The following is a 23,171-nucleotide window of genomic DNA, read 5'->3' on the forward strand; positions in this document are numbered from 1 at the left end:
GTCGAAACGATCCAACGAAGGACCATGACTATGACCGACCTCAACACGATCGCCCGCACCTACATCGCCGCCTGGAACGAGAGCGATGCGCAGCGCCGCAAGGCGCTGCTCGAAGCTGCCTTCACCAAGGATGTCAGCTATCGCGACCCGGTCATGCAGGGCGACGGCCATGACGGCATCGCCGCGCTGATCGACGGTGTCCAGCAGCGTTTCGCCGGCTTCCGCTTCTCGCTGAAGGATGAGCCGGACGGTTTCGCCGACAAGATCCGCTTCTCGTGGAATCTTGGGCCGGAAGGCACGGAATCCGTCATCGAAGGCACCGACATCGGCGTTATCGAGAACGGCCGCCTGAAGAGCGTCACCGGGTTTTTGGACAAGGTGCCGGCGCAGTGAGGCTAACCGGGTAAGAGTGGCGCGAGGCACCCCCCTCTGGCCTGCCGGCCATCTCCCCCTCAAGGGGGGAGATTGGCAGCTTCGAGGCCTGGCCTCTCCTTGCAACGCCGGCGATTGGCGAAAGCCGGCGTGACATCCAATCTCCCTCCCTGAGGGGGAGATGCCCGGCAGGGCAGAGAGGGGGGCCTCGCGCCTGCTCACGCGGTTACCGCCCTGATCGCCGGATAAAGTGCACGATACCTCTGATAAGCATCCGCATAAGCCCCACCAAGCCCGGCATCCGGCTCGATCGTCGCATCCGTCGCTGGCGCGGTGCAGACGCCAAGCGGATCCGCGCCGGTCGCGGCGATCAAGCCCAACCGCGCCGCGCCGAAGGCGGCGCCGAAATCGCCGTCGGCCGGGATGTCGACCGGCACCTGCAGCGCGGTGGCGATCGCCTTCAGCCAATAGCGCGAGCGCGAGCCGCCGCCGATCGCGGTCACCCGGCTCAGTGTCGTGCCGGCCGTCTTAAGCGCTTCGAGACTGTCGCGGAAGGCGAAGGCGACGCCCTCGAGCACCGCCTGCGTCAGCACGGCCCGGCTCGATTGATGCGCCAGCCCGGTGAAGGAGCCGCGGATGGCGGAATCATTGTGCGGCGTCCGCTCGCCCGAGAGATAGGGCAGGAAGGTAACGCCCGTCGGCGCCTTCAGCATATCGCCGAGTTCATGCGTCAGGTCGCCGGCACCCTTTCCGGTGATCTCCGACAGCCAGTTGAGCGAATCGGTGGCCGACAGGATCACGCCCATCTGGTGCCAGGTGTCGGGCAGCGCATGGCAGAACGTGTGCACCGCGCTTTCCGGATTGGGCAGATAGGAGGCGTTCGCCGCGAACAGCACGCCCGATGTGCCGAGCGACACGAAAGCGTGGCCGGCGCCGACCGTGCCCATGCCGCAGGCCGAGGCCGCATTGTCGCCGGCACCGCCGGCGATCGGGATGCCTGTCGCGACACCCCATTTGGAAGCGAGCTCGCCCCGCAAGGCGCCGGCCTTGGCCGTGCCTTCGACCAGCGAGGGCATGTGCTTTTCGTCGAGCGATGTCGCCGCCAGCAGTTCCGGCGCCCAGCGGCGCTTGCCGACATCGAGCCACGAGGTGCCGGCCGAATCCGACATTTCGGAGATGTGCTCGCCGGTCAGCCACAGCCGCAGATAGTCCTTGGGCAGCAGCACCTTGGCTACCTTGGCGAAGATTGCGGGCTCGTTGTTCCTCACCCAGGCAAGCTTCGGCGCGGTGAAGCCCGGGAAGACGATGTTGCCGGTGAGCTTGCGGAAGCGTGGATCGGCATCGAGCGCGGCCGCCTCGACATGGCTGCGCGTGTCGTTCCACAGGATGCAGGGGCGCAGCACCTTGTCCGAGGCGTCGAGAAGCGTGGCGCCGTGCATCTGGCCGGAAAGGCCGATGCCCTTGACCGCGGCCAGCTCCTTCGGATGGGAAGCCTTGAGTTCGGCAATCGCCGTCTCGCAGGCCTCGATCCAATGCGCCGGATCCTGCTCCGACCAGCCGGGATGCGGCCGCGAGACGTCGAGCGAGCCATGGCCGGAGCCGATGACCTTCTGGCCGTCGTCGATCAGCAGCGCCTTGACGCCCGAAGTGCCCAGGTCGAGGCCGAGATACATGATTTCCTCCCACTGCCGTTAATTTTTTCGGATCCCGAAAAAATCTGGCTTGGCCAGTTTTTAGGACAAGATCCGCTCCGGGTCAATTCTCTGACAAATCGGCGGCGCGACGCGAGAACAGCGCCGACAGCGGGCTGTCGGGCCTGGCGAGCTGCCGTTCGGCCGTCAGCGCCCGCGCGAGCGCCGTATCGCCGGCGCGCAGAGCGGCCTCGATCAGCGTCAGGTCGATCACATCGCGCTGCGCATGGCTGCCGCCGAAACGATGCGCGATCGAGCGGATCGGCCGGATCAGGCGCACGGCCTCGTCATATTTGCCTTCGCCGAAGGCCTTAATCGCAAGCGTCAGCGGATGGCCGACATCGCGCGTGAAGGCGGCGTTGTCATCCTCGCCGCGCATCGCCTCGCGTTGCGCGTCGAGCAGCGTCTTGGCCGGCGCCTCCAGGCCTGCGCCGACAAAGGCCATCATCGCATGCGCGTCGTTGAAGGCATAATTGCCGGCGGCGGCTTTCGGCATCCAGTTGCCGGCAAGCGCCGCCCAGCGGTCGCCGACATTGACGCCGCCGAGCGCGAGGCGCCACAGGATCGCCGAGGCATCGACCATATTGAGCGCCAATGTCGAGCGGTCGCCATAGATCGGCCCGTCATAGAGCTTGAGCGCCTCGTCGGTTTCGCCGAGATCGTAATGGAACAGCGCCAGGTGCCACCAATTGTGGATCTGGAGAAAACTCTCCTTGGTCCATGCTTCTGGATTGGCGCGCATCCAGGCGATGCCGTCGCGTTGCCGGCTTTGCATTTCCATGACATGCGCGACCGCGTGCTGCGCCCAGCCGTCGCGCGGCTCGATCTCCACAGCCTGCCGGCCGAAGGATTCGGCACGGCCATAATCGCCCATTTCCTCCAGCCCGAACGCTTGCATGCCGAGAATGGCGTGGTAGCCCGGCATGCCTTTTTGCCAGGCAGGCAGCGCCCGGCCAATGCGGTCGCGCAGCATGCGCGCATTGCCGGTGAAGAAATCGATCTGATGCCCGACCTGCAGCGCCAGCGCCTCGCGCGGAGTGTCGATCGCGATGTCTTCGAGGATGCGTGCGCTTTCATGCCAGCGGCCATCGGCGAGATGCCCAAGCGCCGCGACATGCGCCTGTTCGCGCGGGGTGCCGGCGAGCGGCAGCGCCGCCGTGTGGCATGATCGCGCGACGGCCATCGCATCTCGCTCGGTGGCGAGGCCGAACAGATAGCCCTTGAAAACATGCGCCATGACGAAGGCCGGATCATCGGCAATCGCACGGTCGATAGAACCGACCGGATCGCCGATGAAGCATTGCAATTCATGCACGGCGCGGGCGTAGGACGAAAACCCGGCTTCGGTCGCGCCCGAGTAAGCCAGGCCGAATGCGTCCTTCAGCGCCATTGGATGCCCTTCGACGATCGTGAATTTGCTGTTCGGAGCGCGATCCTAAAGCATCGGCGCGGAGCGTGCCAACGACCGCCCTGGGTCAATCAATACTCAGGTCTATCCGCCTGAGATTGCAGCTCATCAACCATAGGCAGAAGAATAGGCTTTGAAAAACGAGGCGAATTATGGCCTTATTGCGGCAGGGACGGGGCGGCTTAAATCGCGATTTGCGAGGACGCGATGCGGCGCTTTGGAAATTCTCTCCCGAGACTGTTCTCGGAAGGTGAGATTATATCAGCAATGCTGATCGACAGATGAGAGGCCTCGATCATCCTTGGATGCTTGGCCTTCTGGCATCGACAGCACTTACATTGCTGCCAGGCGCCCAGGCCTTTGCGGCATGCGTGCTGAGCCCGCCCGCTGGCAATACTGCCTATGTCTGCGACAGCGGCGATTCCGGCGGCAACCTCACCGACACAAGCGGCGACAACACGCTGACTTTCCCTTCCGGCGGCGCGGGCCAGATCAGCGGCAACGTCATTTTCGGCGCCGGAACGGACCGCATCAACATGCGGTCCGGCACCATCACCGGCACGGTCGACCAGGGCGACGGCACCGATTTCTTCACCATTGGCGCCGGCACCGTCACCGGCAATGTCCAGCAAGGTGCGGGCATCGACGATTTCAACATGAGCGGCGGCCAGATCGGCTCGCTCAACCAGGGCGATGGGCTCGACACCTTCACTATGAGCGGCGGCCGCATCGTCGATTTCTTCGACGATGGCGACCGCGCCGTGATGACCGGCGGCCGCATCGGCCGCGTCAACATGAAGCTCGACAAGAACTACTTCAACATGTCCGGCGGTGTCATCGACCGCAACCTCGTCACCGGCTTCGACACCGATACCATCATTCTTTCTGGCGGCACGGTCGGCGGCAACATCAGCGTCAGCGGGGGCGACGACAGTGTCACGATCACCGGCGGCACGGTCGGCGGCGACGTGCTGATGAGCTTCGGCGCCGACAGCTTCGTCTGGGACGGCGGCGGCATCATCTATGGCAATGTCGATCTCGGCGCCGACAATGACACCGCCAAGCTCAGCAACCTCACCAAAGCCAATCTCGGCGGCACCAAAACGCTCAACGGCGGTCTCGGCATCGACACGCTCACCTTCGACAACGTCAAGCTGGATGGCATCACCAGGGTCCAGAACTGGGAAACCATCAATGCCACCAACGACACGCAATTGACATTGGACGGCAACCTCGTGCTCGGCGACTCGGGCACGGGCACCGGCAAGATCAACGTCGACCGGGCAAGCACGCTCTATGGCGGCGGCTTCAATGCCTCGATCCAGGCCTTCACGTCAGGGCAGTTGGCCGAGGTCTTCAATGCCGGCCGCATCGACCTGACCAACGGCAATACCGGCGCCACCGACCGGCTGACGATCAACGGCAATTATACCGGACTCGGCGGCCTGCTGTTGATCCAGACCGAACTTGGCGACGATTCCTCCGCCTCCGACCGGCTTGTGCTCTCCGGCGGCACGGCTTCCGGCTCCACCGGGATCGCGGTGGTCAATGTCGGCGGCGCCGGCGCCGAGACCATGGCGGATGGCATCATGGTCGTGCAGGCCGTCAACGGCGCCACGTCGAGCGCCAACGCCTTCGCGCTCGACGCGCCGGTCGCGGCCGGTGCCTTCGAATATTATCTGTTCAAAGGCGGCGTCAGCGCCGGCAGCGCGGAGAACTGGTACCTGCGCTCGGCGCTGATCACGCCGACATCGCCGGCGGCCGCGCCTGGAGCGCTGGAGCCGACGGCGCAGCCGGAACCCGTGGCGCCGGAAACAGAAGCGCCGCCGCCGCCGCCGTCCGAACTGCCACCGGTGCCGGTGCCGACCGATGGCGATGCCAACAATCCGCCGGTCGATCCGACGCCGCCGGTGCAGGCGAGTGATCCTGAGCCCGAGGCGCCGCCGGCTCCGCCCGAGGCACCGCCGGCCGATCCGCCGCCGCCACCGCCCCCGGTGCCGACCGCCGTGCCCGATCTGCCGACGCCGGCGCCCGGCCAGGAGATCCTGCTTTATCGCGTCGAAGTGCCGGTCTATTCGGCCGTGCCGCCTGTCGCGCAGCATCTGACGATGGCGACGCTAGGCACCTTCCACGAACGCCGCGGCGAGCAAAGCCTGTTATCGTCCGACACCGATCTGCAGCCGGTCTGGGGCCGGATCTTCGGCCAGGATGCCAAGATGGGCTGGTCGGGAACGGTCTCGCCCTCCTTCGACGGCACTTTGTTCGGGCTTCAAGCCGGGTTCGACCTTATCGGCCGCGAAACCGCCTCAGGGTCGGTCGACCGCGCCGGCCTCTTCCTTGCCTATGGTAGCATGAACGGCGACCTGCGCGGCCAGGCCCTGGGGCAGGATGGTCTTGCGGTCGGCAGCCTCGACGTCAGCGGCACCAGCGTCGGCGGCTACTGGACCCACATCGGCAAATCCGGCTGGTACATGGACGGCGTGCTGATGGCGACCTTCTTCGGCGGCTCGGCCTCATCGTCGCGCGACATCGGCATCGATGTCGGCGGAACCGGGGTCACCGCTTCGCTAGAAGGCGGCTATCCGGTCGCACTCGGACAAGGCTGGACGCTGGAACCGCAGGCGCAACTGGTCTGGCAGCATCTATCGCTCGACGACACCAGGGACAGGTTCTCGTCGGTATCGTTCGATTCCGACGATGACGTCGCCGGCCGGATCGGATTGAGGCTGCAAGGCGAAACGGTCCTCAGCGGGATGCCGCTGCAGCCCTACCTCAAGGCCAACCTCTGGCACGATTTCGGCGGCACCGACCGTGTCGATTTCGAGGGCGCCGACGTCTCGACGGAGAGCCGGTCCACCTCGTTCGAGTTCGGCGGCGGCGTGGTCGCCAAGGTGACCGACAAGATCAGCGTCTTCGCCACCGGCGACTACACGACCAATCTCGGCGTCGACAAGCGCCGCGTGCTGGAAGGCAATCTGGGTGTCAGCGTGAAATGGTGAAGGTGTGTCGATATTCAGGTGAGGCCGGCCTGCAAATGGCGGCTTCCTGCGCTTCCGGTGCTCACGTATTCTAAGTACGCTCCGCTCCGGCCTTCGCCGGCCGAAGCCCTCATAAGTGTCTCCGCTCTATGAAGGCTATGGCCGGCGTAGGCCGGTTCTCGGAAGCCACCACTTTCGGCTCGGCCTGACCTGGATTTCGACACACCTTAGGGCAGATCAATTCCCCGACCGCACCGCCACCGTGGCGATGCCGGCGCCGACCAGCAGCGTGCCGCCGGTGCGGTTGAAGATGCGGATCGCCTTCGGGTTGCGCACGATCGCCCTGGCCCTGGATGCGATCAGCGCGTAGCCGAAGGCGTTGGCGAAGGCCAAAGTCAGGAAGGTCGTCTCGAAGATCAGCATCTGCGTCCAGAAGTCGGCATGCCGGTCGAGGAATTGCGGCAGGAAGGCGACGAAGAAGGTGATGCTCTTCGGGTTCAGCGCCGTCACCAGCCAGGCATGCGCCATCATCCGTGCCGCCGAAACCGCGTCGGTGCGCGGTTCGGCCTTCAGCGCGCCGCCGGCGCGGAACAGCTTTATGCCGAGATAGATGAGGTAGCCGGCGCCGATCACCTTGAGCACGGTGAACACCGTTGCCGAGGCCGCGAGCAGTGCGCCGATGCCGAGCATCGACAGCGTCATGGCGGTGAAGTCGCCCAGCGCCACGCCCACCGCCATCGGCAACGCAGTGCGCCAGCCTTGCCCAAGCGCATAGGAGACGACCAGGAGGATCGTCGGGCCAGGAATGACGAGAAGAATGGAAGAGGCGGCGGCGAAGGCAGCCCAGTTTTCGAAGGACATTTCCCTGCTCCTTGAGCGCAAAGAAAAGGATAAATCCTGGGGCCGGCGAGAATGTAAAGGGGCTGTCGGAAAATTCTTCGGCGCCCGCGCCGCCGGTCCATCGGCCGCCATAACGATCCGTTAGGGTTAAGCTTGGCACGGGCTCTTTCACCCTTTTTCAACGATGAATGGCGAAAATGCCTGCGATCCGGCCGGACCCCCGCCGGCAGCGTAGGGTTTGGTGCATGCGCGAGTTGCCGCAACGTCTGACGCCGCCTTCCAACGGCGCCGCAATCGATACCGAAATTCAGCTTTCCCGCCGCGCCATGCTTTCCGGCGCCGGCGCCATGGCGCTGCTCGGCCTTGCCGGCTGCAGCACCACCGACACGCTCGACCTGCCGCAAATGCAGCTCGACAACACCGTCACCGGTTCCGTGCCTCCCATGCGTCCGGCGATCAGCGTCGACAAGAACATCACCGGCCCGGACGTCATGTATGCCTCGCTCACCGACGGCGGCTTCCAGGTGCCGGAGGTGCCGTGGCAGAAGGTCAAGCCGCAGTTCCGCCGCCAGATCGTCGTCGACAAGACCGGCGAAGCGCCCGGCACCATCGTCGTCCACTTGCAGGAGCGCATGCTCTATCTCGTCCAGCCGGGCGGCGACGCCATCCGCTACGGCGTCGGCATCGGCAAGGACGGCTTCCGCTGGTCGGGCCGCGCCAACATCCAGTATGGCCGCGAATGGCCGGTGTGGACGCCGCCGCCTGAAATGATCCAGCGCAAGCCCGAACTGGTGAAATGGCAGGGCGGCCAGCCCGGCGGTCTCACCAATCCGCTGGGCGCCCGGGCGCTCTACATCTACCAGAACGGCAAGGACACCGGCTACCGAATCCACGGCTCGCCCGAATGGTGGAGCATCGGCCAGGCCATGTCGTCGGGCTGCGTGCGCCTGATCAACCAGGACATCATCGACCTCTACAGTCGCGTTTCCAAGAAGAACCCGGTCGTCGTCGTCTGATCGCTCCGCCGGCTCACTCTTCCGTTGCGCGATGCCCTAAGACAGGCGAAGGTGCCGTGAAAACCTTCGCCTCGGGAGAGAAAGCATGGCTGGAACCTTCGTCATCGCGCAGGGCGGCGGCCCGACCGCCGTCATCAACCAGACGGTCGTCGGCGCCACGCTGGAGATTCGCAAGCGTCATCCCGGCGCCAAAGTGCTGGGCTCGCTCCATGGCGTGCGCGGCATCCGCGACGGCAACTATGTCGATCTCTCCGCCATCCCCGAAGATCGGCTGTGGCTGATCGCCGGCACGCCGAGCGCCGCCCTCGGCTCGACCCGCGACAAGCCGGACGCCGCCTATTGCGAGGTCATTCTCAACGGCCTGAAAAAGGCCGGCGCCGACGCCTTCATCTATATCGGCGGCAACGACACGTCGGGCACGCAGCAGATCCTGACCGATGCCGCCGGCGGATCGATCGCCTTCGTGCATGCGCCCAAGACCATCGACAACGACCTCGAGGAGAACGACCACACGCCGGGCTTCATCTCGGCGGCCGAATTCGTCGCCGGCGCCTTCCTCTCCGTCGACCTCGATTTCCGCGCGCTGCCCGGCATCTATGTCGGCATCGTCATGGGCCGGCATGCCGGCTTCCTGACCGCCGCCGCGGCCGCCTGGCAGCTCGATCCCGACAGCGGCCCGCATCTGGTCTATGTGCCGGAGCGCGCCTTCTCGGCGAAGCGCTTCATCGATGACGTGCGCGAAAAGCTGGACCGCCACAAGCGCTGCATCGTCGCCGTCTCGGAAGGCGTCAGCACCGCCGACGGCAAGGCGCTGGTCGAAAGCCTGGTGCCGCAGGGCAAGCTCGAGCGCGACCAGCATGGCAATGTCAAACTGTCGGGCAGCGACCTGCCGGCGGCGCTCGAGCGGGCCCTGGCCGAAGGCCTGCCGGGCAAGCGCGCGCGGGTCGACGCGCTGGGCTATATGCCGCGCGGTTATGTCGGCGCCATCAGCGCTGTCGATGCCAAGGAAGCCTTCGACGCCGGTGCCTTCGCGGTTGCCGTCGCCGGCGAAGGCGGCGGCTCGGTCGCGATCCAGTATGACGGCTCGAAGACCGTGCTGAAGAAGGTGCCGCTGAAGGCGGTGGCCGGCAAGACGCGCCACATGCCCGACAATTTCATGCAGCCGGATGCCAACCAGCTGTCGGAAGCCGGCATGGCCTATCTGAAGCGGCTGGTGCCGGAAAAATACAAAGTCGGCAAGCCCTTCGTCTGATGGGCGGCGGCTCGATGCCCGAGCTTGCGGTCGGCGACTGGTTCGGCAAGGCGAAAGTCGATGCCGGCACGACGATGCTGACCGAACCCTTCGTGCATGATTTCGTGCGCGCCAACATGTGGCATCTGAAAGGCCGCGACGCGGATCTGCTGGTCGATACCGGCATGGGCATCCGTCCGCTGGCGCCTGAGATCGACACGCCGCCCGGCAAGCCGCTCATCGTCGTCGCCACGCACATCCATCTCGACCATGTCGGCTCGCTGCATGAATTCCCGCTGCGCCTCGGGCCGAAGATGAGCGCGGCGCGGTTCGACGTCATGGATGATGCCGTCACCTACGCTTACATGTTCCACAATCTCGACGGCGCCGTCTCGAAGCTGCCGGCGCCGGACTGGAAGGCGGCTGATTACCGGATTCCCTCGGCACCGCTGACGCGTGCGCTCGACGAAGGCGACATCGTCGATCTCGGCGACCGCAAATTCCGGGTGCTGCACCTGCCTGGACACTCGCCGGATTCGATCGCGCTTTTCGACGAGGCCGATGGCCTCTTCCTCGCCGGCGATGCCATCTATGACGGCATGCTGATCGACGATCTGCCGGATTCGGACCGCACGGCCTATTGCCGCACCATGCGGCGGCTGCTCGACCTGCCGATCCGCATCGGCCATGGCGGCCATGGCCCGAGTTTTACCGCCCAGCGAATGCGTGAGATCGCCTCCGCTTATCTGCGCCGGAGAGAGCGATTCGTAAGCGCTCCCTGAATTAAATCTTCGTAAGGTCATCCAAAGGCCCTGATTCAGGCCATTCCGCACCCTAAATCTTGATTGTCGATCCGGCCGGCTGCCATGCAAGGCGAGGCAGGCAACCCGGTCGCCGACACGCCAACGGATGCGTGCTTCGAGAGCCATCCGGGGCGCCGGATCAACCTCTCGCCCGGACAGAAACGACCATGTCACCCATGAACATTCTTCGCAGACATCGCGTCGCGGCCCTGTTGGGCGCTGCGCTGATCATTTCTCCCGTCGTCGTCTCCTTCGCCCAGAACAATGCCGGCCTGAGCACCGTGGCCGCGACGACGCAGACGCCGGTACCCGGCATCACCGCCCCGAACGGCTCCTTCGCGCCTGTCATCGCCGTCACCAAGCCGGCCGTCGTCACCATCACCTCGGTCACCAAGGCGCAGGCCCAGGACGAGGGTTCGCCGCTTGGCGGCAACGTGCCCTTCGACCAGTTCTTCCAGCAGTTCTTCGGCGATCAGGGCATGCCGATGCCGAAAGCGCCACCGCAGCAGCAGTCGCAGCGGCAGGAGGCCCTCGGTTCCGGCTTCATCGTCGGCGCCGACGGCACGATCGTCACCAACAACCATGTCGTCGACGGTGCAAGCTCGATCAAGGTGACGCTCGACGACGGCACCGAGCTTCCCGCAAAGCTCGTCGGACACGACGCCAAGAACGATCTCGCGGTGCTCAAGATCAGGGCCGACAAGCCGCTGCCGACCGTCAAATGGGGCGATTCCAGCAAGCTGATGACCGGTGACCAGGTGCTGGCGATCGGCAATCCGTTCGGCATCGGCACCACGGTCACCGCCGGCATCGTCTCGGCGCGCGGCCGCGACCTGCATAGCGGGCCGTTCGACGACTTCATCCAGATCGACGCGCCGATCAACCACGGCAACTCCGGCGGCCCGCTGGTCGACGTCAACGGCAATGTCATCGGCATCAACACCGCCATCTACTCGCCCAATGGCGGCAGCGTCGGCGTCGGCTTCGCCATCCCGTCGGACCAGGCTGAGAAGGTCGTCGCCAAGCTGATGAAGGGCGGCGACATCGAGTACGGCTATCTCGGCGTGCAGATCCAGCCGGTCACCCCGGATGTCGCCAGCGCCATCGGCCTCGATCATCCGGGCGGCGCGCTGGTTTCCCAGGTCACCGACGGGTCGCCGGCGGCCAAGGCCGGCATTGAAACCGGCGACGTCATCACCGGCTTCGGCGGCCAGGAGATCAAGGATCCGAAGGATCTGTCGCGCGCCGTAGCCGACGTGTCGCCGGGCGCCAGGGAAACCGTCAATATCTGGCGCAAGGGCAAGGCGATGCAGATCTCCGCCGATGTCGGCCGCAACGCTGACGATCAGAAGACGGCCTCGAACGGCAACCAAAGCCGCAGCCCGTCGGCCGAACAGGGCCTGCGCGTTCCCTCGCTCGGCCTCGGCCTGACCGACCTCACCCCCGATATCCGCGACCAGCTCAATCTTGCCGGCAACCAGCGCGGCGCGGTGGTCGAGCGGGTCAATCCGGACAAGGCGGCATCGGCCGCCGGCATCCAGCCCGGCGACGTCATTGTCGGCGTCGACCAGATGCCGGTGAAGACGGCCAGGCAGGCCAACCAGGCGATCGCCGAGGCGGGCAAATCCGGCAAGAAGTCGGTGCTTTTGCTGATCGATCGCGGCGACGCGCAGATATTCGTCGCCGTGCCCTTCGCCGCCGGCTGACAAGGGCCTTGACAGGGCCTGCCGGCGTCTCCGGCAGGCTCTGTCTGCAAGATTTCTGTTGCTCCCCAGAGCGTCTTCGAGAACACTCCCCGCGATCGACCAAATCCGGCGCAAGGGACGTCTCGATGGTGACCCGTGGCTTCTTTTCCGGACGGCGTCCTCCTGCCGACACCGACGCGCGAATCCCGCCGGGCCAGTACCTGGAGCAGGGTTTCCCGGTTCTGTCGGCGGGGCCGACGTCGCGGGTGCGCACCGAGGACTGGTCCTTCACCCTCAAGCGGGGGCCCCGACCGCTCAAGACATGGAACTGGGCCGAATTCAACGCGCTGCCGCAAAGCAAGATGACGCGCGACATCCATTGCGTGACGGCCTGGACCAAGTTCAACACGCCCTGGCAAGGCGTGATGATCGACGACATCCTCGCCGATGCCGGCATCGAGCCTCCGACGGCTTACACGTTGGCGCTGTCCTTCGACGGCTATTCCACCAATGTGCCGACCAAGGACCTCGTCACCGGCAAGGCGATGGTGGCGCTGCTCTACGAAGGCAAGCCGATCACGGCCGATCATGGCGGGCCGGCCCGGCTTCTGGTGCCGCATCTCTATTTCTGGAAATCGGCCAAATGGGTGAACGGGCTGCAGTTCACCGAGCGCGACGAGCCGGGCTTCTGGGAGCTGCGCGGCTATCATATGTATGGCGACCCCTGGCGCGAGCAGCGCTATTCGAGCGATCCCTGAAGACGAACCCCTGAAGGCGAACCCATGAGTGGCGAATCATGACCGCCGAGCCATCGCTGCAATCGCCCTGGCAGGCAGCCACGATCACCCGCATCCAAAAGCGCACGCCGCGCGTCACCAGCTTCTGGTTCCAGCCGACACGGTCCTTCACCCATCTGGCCGGGCAGCATGTCGACATCAGGCTGACGGCGCCGGACGGCTATCAGGCGCGCCGCTCCTATTCCATCGCCTCGGCGCCGGGTGGCGGCATCGAGCTGGCGATCGAGCGGCTCGACGACGGTGAGGTCTCGCCCTTCTTCCACGACGTGGCTGCCGTCGGCGACGAGATCGAGTTGCGCGGGCCGCTAGGCGGCCATTTCATCTGGGAGGAGAGCGACGGCGGGCCAATCCTTCTGGTCGGCGGCGGCTCGGGCGTCGTGCCGCTGATGGCGATGCTGCGCCATCGCACGCTGCGCAACACGGCGGTGCCCGTCGCGCTGGTGTTCTCGGCGCGGGTCTGGGACGAGGTGATTTTTCGCGACGAGCTGATTGGCCTCGACGATCGTCGCGACGGGTTCGATCTGGTGCTGACGCTGACCCGCGAGCCGGCGAGGCGCCCCTCCGACTATTCCCGGCGCATCGACGCCCGTATGATGGCGCAGGCCATCGAGCGCCTGCCGAAGGCGCCGAGGCTCGCCTATGTCTGCGGCTCGAATGCATTCGTGTCGGCCGCCGCCGATGCGCTGATCGGTGCCGGAGTTCCGGCAGGGTCGATCCGCACCGAGCGCTATGGGGTTTGAATTAGACCGCTATCAGCCGGTCGGAGAGAATTTCGCCGAAACGAGCTGGAAAGGCAGCGCGCCATAGCTGGCGCCGGCCTGCTCGTTGTCCCAGACGCGAAACTGGCGTGACGGCCGAGCCTCCAGCACCAGGGTCCGTCCTGTCCGCTCGAGGTTCACCTTGCCGCGAAAGCGCAGCATCCGCTCCCCGCCGGAACGACTGATCGCCATCGAGCGCAGCCGGGCCACGTGCCGGTCGCCCGCATTGATCTCCATCTCGATGCGTCGCCTGACCGGCGGGACGACGATGCGCACGATGAGATCGAGCATCATCTCGCTGGCTTCGCCCTGCGGTTCATCCAGGGTTTGCGAGAGCACAAATGCGGCAGGCCCGCCTGTCGCCTTCGTCGTCACGGACTTGCCGCGCCACACGATGTCGGGCTCGGTCTGCTTCAGCCGGCCTTTCTTACGCTGCAGGCGCAGCTGCTTTGCAAATCCCCGCGACAGCCAGGTCAGCGCGCCGAAATCGGTGCGCGGCTTGGCCTGTAGAACCGACGACAGCCGCGCCGCGCCGCGCCGGTCGGCCATGTCCACCACCTTGGGCAGGACGGCCTCCGGCACCGCGATGCCGATCTCCAGCGCAAGATAGGAAAGCGCCACCGCTGCGGCGACGGCGAGACTGCGCCTGGCGACGACATCGAGGAATATGGTCCAGTCGACAGTGCCGCCCTCGATGGCCACGGTGCAATCGACCAGCCAGTCGCTATGCGTATGCGCGTCGAGGCCGCCATGCGCGATGGCGAGCGCGATGCGGTCGGCGGGCGAGGGCACGACCACGCTGACGTCGCTGAATTGGGCGGCGACCGCGCGGCGCCAGATGGCGAGGTCGTCCTCGGTGTTCTGCTGCGACCCGTCATAGGCAAGCTGATGCAGGTCGATGTCGCCGTAATTGCCCTTGAAGAAATTCATCGAGCGCAGCCATCCCAGCCGTGCGCGCAGATATTGCGGGGAAACACCGCTGGCGATCTGCCAGCCGCGGTCGCGCAACACATCGAAGGCCGGCCGCATATCGACCGGCCGCACCAGTATATCGATGTCATGCGCCACGCGCCCGCGCTGCGCGGCGGCATCGAGCGCGATGCGGCTGGCGCCCTTGATCAACATCACCGTGCAGCCGGCATCGACCATCGCCTTCAGTGCGGGCTCGGCCTCGCGCATGGCCATGCGCGACTTGGTCCACAGCATCTTCTGCAGGCCGACCAGGCGCGGATAAGCGGTGTTGCCGGCAAGCTTGCGTCCGAACCTGTCGGAAATCGCGGCAAGCAACCGGTGTTCCCGGAAGGAGACGTGGTCGATGTCGTTCTCGTTCAGCCAGCCGGCGGCGCAAAGGCGCGCCGCCTCTTCGTCGGGCAGAAGTGCTGCCTTGAGCAATTGGTCGAGCGAGCCGGTCGGCCAGGACCAGCCATAGTCTGGAAAACGCCTGCCGATGCGACGGATCTTCGCCATCAGCTGGAGCCGGCTTTGCTTTGCGCCCGTCGCAGCATGGCCAGGCGAGCCACTTCCAGGTAACCGCGGTCGCGTGCCGCGTCGCGCCCATAGGACAGGCTCCCCGGCCTGATGCGCCGCAGCGCCAGGACATCAGGCATCATGTCGAGGACAAAACCGCTTTCCCGCGCGCGGGCGATCCAGTCGATCATCTCGCCGCGGCCGCCCGGCGGATCGACCATCGGGCCGACGCTCTCCGCGGTCTCCCGGCGCATCAGCATCGTCGAGCGCGACCAGCCGGGGGTTGCGGTCGGGGCCATCGCGTCGGGCTCTCCGTCGCGGAAGGCGCGCATATGGGTGAAGACGCCGGATATGCCGGGAAGCCGTTCGAGATGGGCAAGCTGCGCCGCGATCTTTCCAGGCAGCCAAAGGTCGTCGGCATCGAGCGTGGCGACGAAGGGCGTCGACAGCGCGGCGATGCCGCGGGTGGTCGCGCTGCCGGGTCCGGCATTGTCCTGGCGCAAAAGCCTGAGCGGCAGGTCCATGCCGCCGATCGCGGCGGCGAGATCGTCGGTCGAGCCGTCGTCGACCACCACGACCAGTTCGGGCCGCAACGTCTGCGCCGCCACCGATCGCAGCGTCTCCGCGATCGTGGCGCCGGCGTTGTAGGCCGGAATGACGACGCCATATGCGCTCATCACATGAACTGCCAGTCCGCGAGTTTCTTCAGTTCGAAGATGCCTTCGATCGGCTTGAGCGAAGGGTTGGCCCTGCGCCGCTTCATCGACTTGTAGATCGCGCGCATGAACTCGCGCGACTGGACATCTTGCTGCCTTGTCATGTTGCCGGCGTGCCGCCGGTAATAAAGCCCCAGCGTGTCCGGAAGCATATAGCGGGGACCAGCCTCGAAGCTGCGCAGCAGGAAGTCCGTATCCTCGGCTTGGACGAAGTCCCCGTCGAAGGTGCCGATCCGGTCGACCAGACGGCGCGAGAAGATCGCCGCCGAGAGATGGATGCCGCGAACCGTGATGCTGTTGCTGTCCGGGGTCGGTTCCAGCGTTTCCTCGTCGATCCTGTCGACCAGCATCATCCTGGAATAGGTGAGCTCGAGCGAGGGATCGCGCCTGAAAAGGTCCAGATCCGTCGCGAAGCGCCCGGCCGGCGAGATGTCGTCCGAATCGAGAAAGGACACCAGTTCCGTCTCCGGCTTGAGCCGGCTGAGCCCGCTGTTGCGCGCCCGGGTCACGCCCATGTTTTCCTGCCGAAACAGCCGGATGCAAGATGCTTCGTCCATCATCGCGCGCACCGCTTCGGCCGAACCGTCGGAGGAGCCGTCATCGATGACGATGATGTCGAGATCGGCGGCGTCGCGCTGCCTGATGAGCGAACGCAATGCCGCAACGACATAGCGCTCGCGGTTGTAGACAGGCATGATCACGCTCAACTTCACCGGGCGCTCCGGACAAGGAAATCCGCAATCGTACCGGCGATTTCTTCTGGGTGTGACCCAAGCGAAATCCGGTAGCATGGCAGTAGCCGGGTCAGATCGCTGAAGAAGCGAAAACCGCTTTCGCGTTCGCCAGGCATCTGCGCGATGCCGGACGGCGCCAGCGCGATGATGGCATCCTTGCGCGAAATCGGTGCGATCGAACTTGTCTTTCCGCCGCTGACATGTGGCACCAGCAACGCGCAAATGTCCAGACTCTCACGTACTGGCCGGGGCGCGATCTCGTGAATGAAGAAGGCATGCTTGCCTTGCCAGTTGAGCGAACGGTCGGCTCCCAGCCGCCTTTCCAGCCCGAGCCGGGCGAAACCCGGCGGATCCTGCTTCAGGATCGAAAACAGCGGTCGCGCGGTCACGCCGCCGGAAAGGTCGATCAGCACGTAATCGTCGCCGACGCTGTCCAGCCCGTTGAGCAGTCCTGCAACGACGGTTCCGGATTTTCCCGCACCCCCGGCGCCTGCCAGCAGCACGCCCTTGCCGTCGAGGCCGAGCGTGCCGGCATGGGCAAGGCGCATGCCGCGCGCGGCATATTCCCAGTGCAGGAAGGCGCGCAGCGGCGCCCCCTGCTCCCAAGGCGGAAACGCGTCTGGAGACCACATCAACTGGACGCCGATCCGCCGGTCGGGGTCGTAGACCTGCCAGAAATCCAGATCGTGGAAATGATGGCCGCGCAGCCCTGCCTCGGCGAGTTTCCGGGCAAAGCCGTGCTCGGTGAAATGCGCGTCGCCCCAGCTTGCCGGTTCCGGCATGTCGCCGACGCCTGGATGGCCGATGAAGACACGGCATTGGCGGGAGTCCCGTGGATCGCCTTCGGCTTCTATGAAAGTCTGGCCAAGGGCATCCGCGAGCGCGCCGGGATCGAGATGCGCGATCAATTCCAGCCCCGGCAGGCGGACAGCGCGTCGGACCGGAAACTGCCCGGCCGCGCCTTCGGCGGCGGCGATGAGAAAGCGGGCATAGTCCGGCAGGGTCTGGAGCGTCACGCGTGGCATGGTCTGTTCCGGCCTGGCCTGACTCCTTCGCCGGTCGCTCAGGAAACCTGCTTGACGGCCGGCCAGCCGAGCGGCTCCTCGACTTCGTGGATCGGGTCGACGATGATCAGGTCGGCAAGGTCGTCATGGACGCTGACGTTGAGCGGTTCGCTCGCCGCAGCCAGCGCCGCCGGCAAATCGTCGGATGACGGCAGCGGCGTTGCGCTGGAAGGCGCCAGCAGCCCGAACTCGACCAGCTGCGTAATGAATGCCTCGATCGCGGCGGCATCGATCTTGCCAGCGGCCGATCGGATCAGCGCTTCGGTGCCGACACCCAAGGACAGCGCCTGCCACACTTTGCTGCCGGAATCGGAGAAGCCGAAATATTTGCCGTTGGAGAGGTCGAGCACGACAGCTTCGCCGTCGAAGGATTCGAAAACGATGTCCCGGCTCGCAACGGCGTAGACGTCGGAAAGAGGCATGTCCTTGACCCCCGCTCTGCAATTCCGGCCGGCGGCTGCGCCGGTCGTAATCGTTGCCCTGACCCCTGGACAACGCCTGTAAACACTCGATCCTAGCTTGGCAAGGCAAGCCATAACGGCGCTATCTCGACCATTTTGGCGTTCAATTCGCGGTTCGAGCCCCGATTTCGCGCACCGACAAGCAGGGCGGCCGCGACCCATTCCGGCGCGATGCCCCTTGGCCTTCGGTCTGAACACAGTCCTGGAGCGGGCCGAATCGGCCCGTGGAACGGGAATGCGATGGTTAATAGTATCGAAAAGTGACTATTAGGAGATTCTAAAATCGAACTGAACGGTTCGTTTCTGTTGACGGTGCGTGCAGGACGCTGTGAACGTTGGCCCTCCGATACATTTGGTGAGCCAACGGTAAAATCCGCATAAGTTGTTGATTAAGCGCCATAAAAATAGAGTCATAGGCATGCTTATCAAAACTTCAAGATGCGCAATCATGGTCCAGACGGAAAAACTTCGTGATTGGAATCCGGCCATCGGCTCACCCAAATCAGCGCTGTCCGAACGACGCGATTTCACTCCCAAGACACGCCGCTAGACGGACTGATTAAAGATACTGGAGTAGCAAAAATGAAAAAGATTGTTCTCACTGCCGCGGCCCTTCTGGCAATTTCTGGCAGCGCCTTTGCTGGTAGCGACCATTACAACCCGAATGAAGCCAATCAGGCGGCGGCCAAGGTCGACTCGTCCTACACGGCTGCGGTCCGTCAGTCTGCGCCGGCCACTCAGCAGCCTGCCACGACGGGCGCCGACCACAACCTTTTCGGCAACAACTAACGGTCGACTTGAACCGGCGGCGGGCTCGCCCGCCGCATCGGTCGGACCACAAGATTCAGGAGCACTGAAATGAAGAAGATCGTTCTTGCCACGGCCGCCCTGCTGGCCGTTTCAGGCGCCGCCTTTGCGGGCAGCGACAATTACAACCACAGTGGCGTCGACCAGCCGGCCCCGGCGGTCGACACGACCCCTACGTCGTCGATCGGCACCGACTCGCCTGTCTACAAGCTGCTGAACTCGTCGCGCGACGTGCAGAAGTCGGCGCCTCAGGGTGCCGACCGCGACCACTTCGGCAACCGTTGACAGCCGACTGTGATTTGAAAAAAAGAGAGCGGCGGGCCAGGCCCGCCGCTTTCTTTTTTGCCGGGAACGCCGGCCTGCCGATAGCGTCAGGCAGCCTTTGCTTCCTCGCGATGTAGCGTAAAGGAATGGCCGTCGGCGTCGAAGATGTGCAGATCGCCGCCGCCGGCATTGAGCCGCAGCGTCTCGCCGCGCTTGACCTCGACATTGCCCGGCAGCTTGGCAACCAGTGGCAGGTCGGCGCGACCGATGTCGATGTAGACGAGCTGAACCTCGCCGAGCTGCTCGATATAGTCGACCTTGCCTTCGAACAGATAGTCCGCGCCTGTGGCGATCGCCAGATCCTCCGGCCGCACGCCGAAGCTGACCGCCGCGCCATTGGTGGAGGCCGGCGTCGCGATCGGCACCGTCGCCTTGCGGCCGCCGACATGGCTGACCACCGTCGGATTGCCGGCCTTCTCGATCTTTGCCGGCAATATGTTCATGGCCGGCGAGCCGATGAACTGGGCGACGAACAGGTTGCCGGGCCGCTTGTAGAGTTCCATCGGCGTGCCGACCTGCTCGATAACGCCTTCCTTCAAGACCACGATGCGGTCCGCCAGCGTCATCGCCTCGACCTGGTCGTGCGTGACGTAGATCATGGTGGTGTTCGGCATCGATTCCTTGAGCTTGGCGATCTCGATGCGGGTGGCGACGCGCAGTGCGGCGTCGAGATTCGACAACGGCTCGTCGAACAGGAACACCTTCGGGTTGCGCACGATGGCGCGGCCGATGGCAACGCGCTGGCGCTGGCCGCCCGACATCGCCTTGGGCAGGCGGTCGAGATATTTGGTCAGTTGCAGGATCTCCGCCGCCTGGCGCACGCGCTTGTCGATCTCGGCCTTGCTTTCCTTGCCGATCTTCATCGAGAAGGCCATGTTGTCGTAAACCGTCATATGCGGATAGAGCGCATAGGACTGGAACACCATGGCGATGCCCCGCTTCGACGGCGGCACGTCGTTCACCACCTCGCCGTCGATCTTCAACTCGCCCGACGTGATCTCCTCGAGGCCGGCGATCGATCTCAGCAAGGTCGACTTGCCGCAACCCGACGGCCCGACGAAGACGATGAACTCGCCTGATTTGATATCGAGGTCGATGCCGTGGAGAATGTTGAGGTTGCCGTATGATTTCTTCACCTGGTTGAGCGTGACATCGGCCATGTTTTTCTTCTCCCGTTGATTCCTGTTTTAGAAGTTCAGTCGATGCGTCCAAACCAGGCGCCGTAGCCGCCGAGGCGGACCCGCCCGCTGCCAGTCTGTCCCGAAAAGCCGTGCCCGGGCAAGGGTTGCAGCGCACCTTTGCCGAGATCGACCTCGGCGGGCTTGCCGCCGAGGTTGAACGCGCAGACGATCCGCTCATTGCCCTCGCGGCGCGTGAAGGCGACGGTGTCGCCATCGCTTTCGATAAAGTCGATGTCGCCCTTGGCCAGCGCCGGATGCTGGCGCCGGAAGGCGAGGAAGCGGCGGTAATGTTCGAGCAGCGAGCTTGCATCGCCCTGCTGCACGTTGACGGCCTGCGACAGGTGCTTGCCCGGCACCGGCAGCCACGGCTTGGCGGTCGAGAAACCGCCATTCTTGGCGGCCGCGTCCCAAACCATCGGCGTGCGGCAGCCGTCGCGACCCTTGAACTTCGGCCAGAACCGGATGCCGTAGGGATCCTGCAGGTCCTCGAACTTCAGCTCCGCCTCGCCAAGGCCGAGCTCTTCGCCTTGATAGATGCACACCGATCCGCGCAGCGACATCAAAAGCGCCGAGATCACCTTCAGATAGGCGGTCGGATCCGCCTCGTTGGCGGCCCAGCGCGAGGCGACCCGCATCACGTCATGGTTGGAGAAGGCCCAGCACGACCAGCCGTCGCTGGCGACCGTGCCGAAGGCCTCCAGCACCGCGCGTGCTTTCGCCGCGCTGATCTTCTCCGGCGCCAGGAAGTCGAAGGAATAGCACATATGCACGCGCTTGCCGTCGGCGGTGTAGGCGGCGACCACCTCCAGGCCGCGCTGGGAATCGCCCACCTCGCCGACGGCCGCCTGCGCCGGATATTCGTCGAGAAGCGCGCGGAAGCGCTCCAGGAAGCCGAGGTTCTCCGGCCGGCTCTTGTCGTAGATATGGTCCTGATAATTGTAGGGATTGACCGCGGGCGCCGTCTGGTCGTTGCGCTGTTCCGGCGGCAGCGGCGGATTGTCCTCCAGCCCTTGGCTGTGGAAGTAGAAATTGATCGTGTCGAGGCGGAAGCCGTCAACGCCGCGCTCCAGCCAGAAGCGGGTGATGTCGAGCAGCGCGTCCTGAACTTCTGCGTTGTGGAAGTTGAGGTCGGGCTGCTCGGCCAGGAAATTGTGCATGTAATATTGCTGGCGGCTGGTGTCCCACTGCCAGGCCGAGCCGCCGAAGATCGACAGCCAGTTGTTGGGCGGCGTGCCGTCGGGTTTTGCGTCCGCCCACACATACCAGTCGGCTTTCGGATTGTTGCGGCTGGAACGGCTTTCCTTGAACCAGGGGTGGATGTCGGCGGTGTGCGACAGCACCTCGTCGATCATCACCTTGAGCCCCAGCCGATGGGCTTCCGTCACCAGCGCGTCGAAATCGGCGAGCGTTCCGAACATCGGGTCGACGTCGCAATAATCCGACACGTCGTAGCCGAAATCCTTCATCGGCGATTTGAAAAAGGGCGAGATCCAGATGGCATCGACGCCGAGCGAAGCGATATAGGGCAGGCGCTGGACAATGCCCTTCAGGTCGCCGATGCCGTCGCCATTGGAGTCTTGATAGGAGCGCGGGTAGATCTGGTAGATCACCGCGCCCCGCCACCAGTCGCGGTCGACGGCCGGGTCTGGCTGCGACGTCGCCTTCAAAGCCGATTGCATGTCTTCAACCTCCTTTCACCGAGCCGGCAAGCAGCCCGCGGACGAAATAGCGCTGCAGCGAGAAGAACACGAACAGCGGCACGATGATGGTGATGAACGCCGATGTGGTCAGGATCTCCCACTTGCCGCCGCGCGAGCCGAGCAGCGCGTTGAGCTTGGCCGTCAGCACGATCTGATCGGGCGCCGTGCCAAGGAAAACCATCGCCACCAGCAGATCGTTCCATACCCACAGGAACTGGAAGATGGCGAAGGAGGCAAGCACCGGGAAGGACAGCGGCAGCACGATCTTGACGAAGATCTCGAAGTCGCTGGCGCCGTCGATGCGTGCCGATTCCATGATCTCGCGCGGCAGGCCGGCGATGTAGCTCCTCAGCAGGTAGATGGCGAAGGGCAGGCCGAAGCCGGTATGTGCCAGCCATATGCCGAGATAGGTCTTGGACGGCACGCCGAAAAAGGCGCCGACCCCGTTATAGAGCTTGAGCAGCGGGATCAGCGACATCTGCAGCGGAACCACGAGAAGGCCGATGATCACCGCGATCAGCAGCGGCCGGCCGGGAAAGCGCATCCAGGCCAGCGCGTAGGCTGCGAAGGCTGCGATCAGGATGGGGATGATCGTCGCCGGGATGGTAACCGTCAGCGAGTTCATGAACGAGCGGCCGATGCCTTCGGAAAACAGCACCGCATCGTAATTGTCCGTGGTGAATTTCGGCGGCGCCGAGGAAGCGAAATAGACGCGCTGGCCGCGGTCGCCTTCGAAGGCCTTCGGTGACGACAGCACGAAGCCGCCGTCGGCATTCATCTGCAGCGCGACGCCGTCATTGAGGTCGGCAACCGATCCCGCCTTGTACTGCGTCGGCGCGGAGGACTTCACGCCGAAGGCGCTGATCTCGCGCTTGGGGCCATCGCCGAAGATATTGCCCTCGATGACGTATTTGCCGTCCTTCTGGGTTTGGCCCGACGCGCCCGGCAACCGTCCCGCCTCGCTCTGGCTGGAACTGGCGAAGGAGTTCCACCAGCCGGAGGCGACGATCTGGTCCTTGTCGCGCAGCGACGAGACGAAGATGCCGAGGGTGGGGATGGTCCAGATCGCCACGAAGACGAGCACGGCGATATGCACGCCGAAGCGGCCGATAAAGGGCTTTCTAGTCTTGGTCGCCAT

At 64.8% G+C, this 23,171-nt stretch carries 21 protein-coding genes; 10 read left to right on the top strand and 11 right to left on the bottom strand.

Going from position 1 to position 23,171, the window contains the following annotated elements:
• Positions 1-30: 30 nt before the first annotated feature.
• Positions 31-393 (top strand): nuclear transport factor 2 family protein, encoded by a 363-nt coding sequence (locus FJ419_RS01910; RefSeq protein ID WP_140687017.1) that lies wholly within the window; start codon positions 31-33, stop codon positions 391-393.
• 197 nt (positions 394-590) lie between these two features.
• Here FJ419_RS01910 and xylB read toward each other — a convergent pair whose 3' ends face one another.
• Positions 591-2,045, bottom strand: a complete 1,455-nt coding sequence (xylB, locus tag FJ419_RS01915) for a xylulokinase (RefSeq protein WP_140687019.1) — start codon at positions 2,043-2,045, stop codon at positions 591-593.
• Between the two features lie 82 nt (positions 2,046-2,127).
• On the bottom strand, positions 2,128-3,453 hold the full coding sequence (locus tag FJ419_RS01920) for a tetratricopeptide repeat protein (RefSeq protein WP_140687021.1): 1,326 nt from the start codon (positions 3,451-3,453) through the stop codon (positions 2,128-2,130).
• A 323-nt stretch (positions 3,454-3,776) separates the two neighbouring features.
• Between FJ419_RS01920 and FJ419_RS01925 the strand changes: the two genes are divergently transcribed.
• Entirely contained in the window at positions 3,777-6,470 is a 2,694-nt protein-coding gene (locus FJ419_RS01925) for an autotransporter outer membrane beta-barrel domain-containing protein (RefSeq protein ID WP_246679101.1), read from the top strand.
• 216 nt (positions 6,471-6,686) lie between these two features.
• On the opposite strand, the gene FJ419_RS01930 is transcribed toward FJ419_RS01925, so the two are convergent.
• Positions 6,687-7,310: a LysE family translocator gene (locus FJ419_RS01930; protein WP_140687025.1), complete on the bottom strand. Its 624-nt coding sequence runs from the start codon at positions 7,308-7,310 to the stop codon at positions 6,687-6,689.
• A gap of 305 nt (positions 7,311-7,615) precedes the next feature.
• Between FJ419_RS01930 and FJ419_RS01935 the strand changes: the two genes are divergently transcribed.
• From FJ419_RS01935 to FJ419_RS01960, 6 genes are all read left to right on the top strand, one after another.
• Positions 7,616-8,305 (top strand): L,D-transpeptidase, encoded by a 690-nt coding sequence (locus tag FJ419_RS01935; protein WP_224531778.1) that lies wholly within the window; start codon positions 7,616-7,618, stop codon positions 8,303-8,305.
• Between the two features lie 85 nt (positions 8,306-8,390).
• On the top strand, positions 8,391-9,557 hold the full coding sequence (locus tag FJ419_RS01940) for a diphosphate--fructose-6-phosphate 1-phosphotransferase (protein WP_140687027.1): 1,167 nt from the start codon (positions 8,391-8,393) through the stop codon (positions 9,555-9,557).
• Between the two features lie 14 nt (positions 9,558-9,571).
• Positions 9,572-10,318, top strand: coding sequence for an MBL fold metallo-hydrolase (locus FJ419_RS01945; RefSeq protein WP_140687030.1), 747 nt, complete (start codon positions 9,572-9,574; stop codon positions 10,316-10,318).
• Between the two features lie 188 nt (positions 10,319-10,506).
• Positions 10,507-12,045: a DegQ family serine endoprotease gene (locus FJ419_RS01950; RefSeq protein ID WP_140687032.1), complete on the top strand. Its 1,539-nt coding sequence runs from the start codon at positions 10,507-10,509 to the stop codon at positions 12,043-12,045.
• A 125-nt stretch (positions 12,046-12,170) separates the two neighbouring features.
• Positions 12,171-12,782: a molybdopterin-dependent oxidoreductase gene (locus FJ419_RS01955; RefSeq protein ID WP_140687034.1), complete on the top strand. Its 612-nt coding sequence runs from the start codon at positions 12,171-12,173 to the stop codon at positions 12,780-12,782.
• A gap of 38 nt (positions 12,783-12,820) precedes the next feature.
• On the top strand, positions 12,821-13,561 hold the full coding sequence (locus tag FJ419_RS01960) for a ferredoxin reductase (RefSeq protein WP_140687036.1): 741 nt from the start codon (positions 12,821-12,823) through the stop codon (positions 13,559-13,561).
• A 12-nt stretch (positions 13,562-13,573) separates the two neighbouring features.
• On the opposite strand, the gene FJ419_RS01965 is transcribed toward FJ419_RS01960, so the two are convergent.
• From FJ419_RS01965 to FJ419_RS01985, 5 genes are read right to left on the bottom strand one after another with little or no spacing between them, the layout of a single operon-like run.
• A complete protein-coding gene (locus tag FJ419_RS01965) occupies positions 13,574-15,046 on the bottom strand; it encodes a nucleotidyltransferase family protein (protein WP_140687038.1) in 1,473 nt (490 codons plus the stop codon).
• Entirely contained in the window at positions 15,046-15,723 is a 678-nt protein-coding gene (locus FJ419_RS01970) for a glycosyltransferase family A protein (protein ID WP_140687043.1), read from the bottom strand. The genes FJ419_RS01965 and FJ419_RS01970 overlap by 1 nt, the downstream gene beginning before the upstream one ends.
• Positions 15,723-16,475: a glycosyltransferase family A protein gene (locus FJ419_RS01975; protein WP_140687045.1), complete on the bottom strand. Its 753-nt coding sequence runs from the start codon at positions 16,473-16,475 to the stop codon at positions 15,723-15,725. Before FJ419_RS01975 ends, FJ419_RS01970 begins: the two co-directional genes overlap by 1 nt.
• Positions 16,472-17,521: a serine kinase gene (locus FJ419_RS01980; protein ID WP_140687047.1), complete on the bottom strand. Its 1,050-nt coding sequence runs from the start codon at positions 17,519-17,521 to the stop codon at positions 16,472-16,474. The genes FJ419_RS01975 and FJ419_RS01980 overlap by 4 nt, the downstream gene beginning before the upstream one ends.
• Positions 17,522-17,559: 38 nt before the next feature.
• Complete coding sequence (locus FJ419_RS01985) at positions 17,560-17,982, bottom strand: PqqD family protein (protein WP_140687049.1); 423 nt, start codon at positions 17,980-17,982, stop codon at positions 17,560-17,562.
• Between the two features lie 621 nt (positions 17,983-18,603).
• Here FJ419_RS01985 and FJ419_RS01990 point away from each other — a divergent pair.
• Together FJ419_RS01990 and FJ419_RS01995 are read left to right on the top strand one after the other, a co-directional pair.
• On the top strand, positions 18,604-18,810 hold the full coding sequence (locus FJ419_RS01990) for a DUF680 domain-containing protein (protein WP_095768185.1): 207 nt from the start codon (positions 18,604-18,606) through the stop codon (positions 18,808-18,810).
• 69 nt (positions 18,811-18,879) lie between these two features.
• A complete protein-coding gene (locus FJ419_RS01995; RefSeq protein ID WP_140687051.1) occupies positions 18,880-19,113 on the top strand; it encodes a DUF680 domain-containing protein in 234 nt (77 codons plus the stop codon).
• A gap of 86 nt (positions 19,114-19,199) precedes the next feature.
• Here FJ419_RS01995 and ugpC read toward each other — a convergent pair whose 3' ends face one another.
• Genes ugpC through FJ419_RS02010 form a run of 3 tightly spaced genes read right to left on the bottom strand, consistent with a single transcriptional unit; the run spans position 19,200 to position 23,171 of the window.
• Entirely contained in the window at positions 19,200-20,312 is a 1,113-nt protein-coding gene (gene ugpC, locus FJ419_RS02000; protein WP_140687053.1) for a sn-glycerol-3-phosphate ABC transporter ATP-binding protein UgpC, read from the bottom strand.
• Between the two features lie 35 nt (positions 20,313-20,347).
• Complete coding sequence (locus tag FJ419_RS02005; RefSeq protein ID WP_140687055.1) at positions 20,348-22,012, bottom strand: alpha-glucosidase; 1,665 nt, start codon at positions 22,010-22,012, stop codon at positions 20,348-20,350.
• Positions 22,013-22,016: 4 nt separating this feature from the next.
• The gene (locus FJ419_RS02010; protein WP_140687057.1) at positions 22,017-23,171 is read right to left on the bottom strand and encodes a carbohydrate ABC transporter permease; all 1,155 of its coding nucleotides are present in this window, start codon (positions 23,169-23,171) and stop codon (positions 22,017-22,019) included.

The sequence above is a fragment of the Mesorhizobium sp. B2-6-2 genome (genome assembly GCF_006440615.1).
GTDB lineage: Bacteria > Pseudomonadota > Alphaproteobacteria > Rhizobiales > Rhizobiaceae > Mesorhizobium.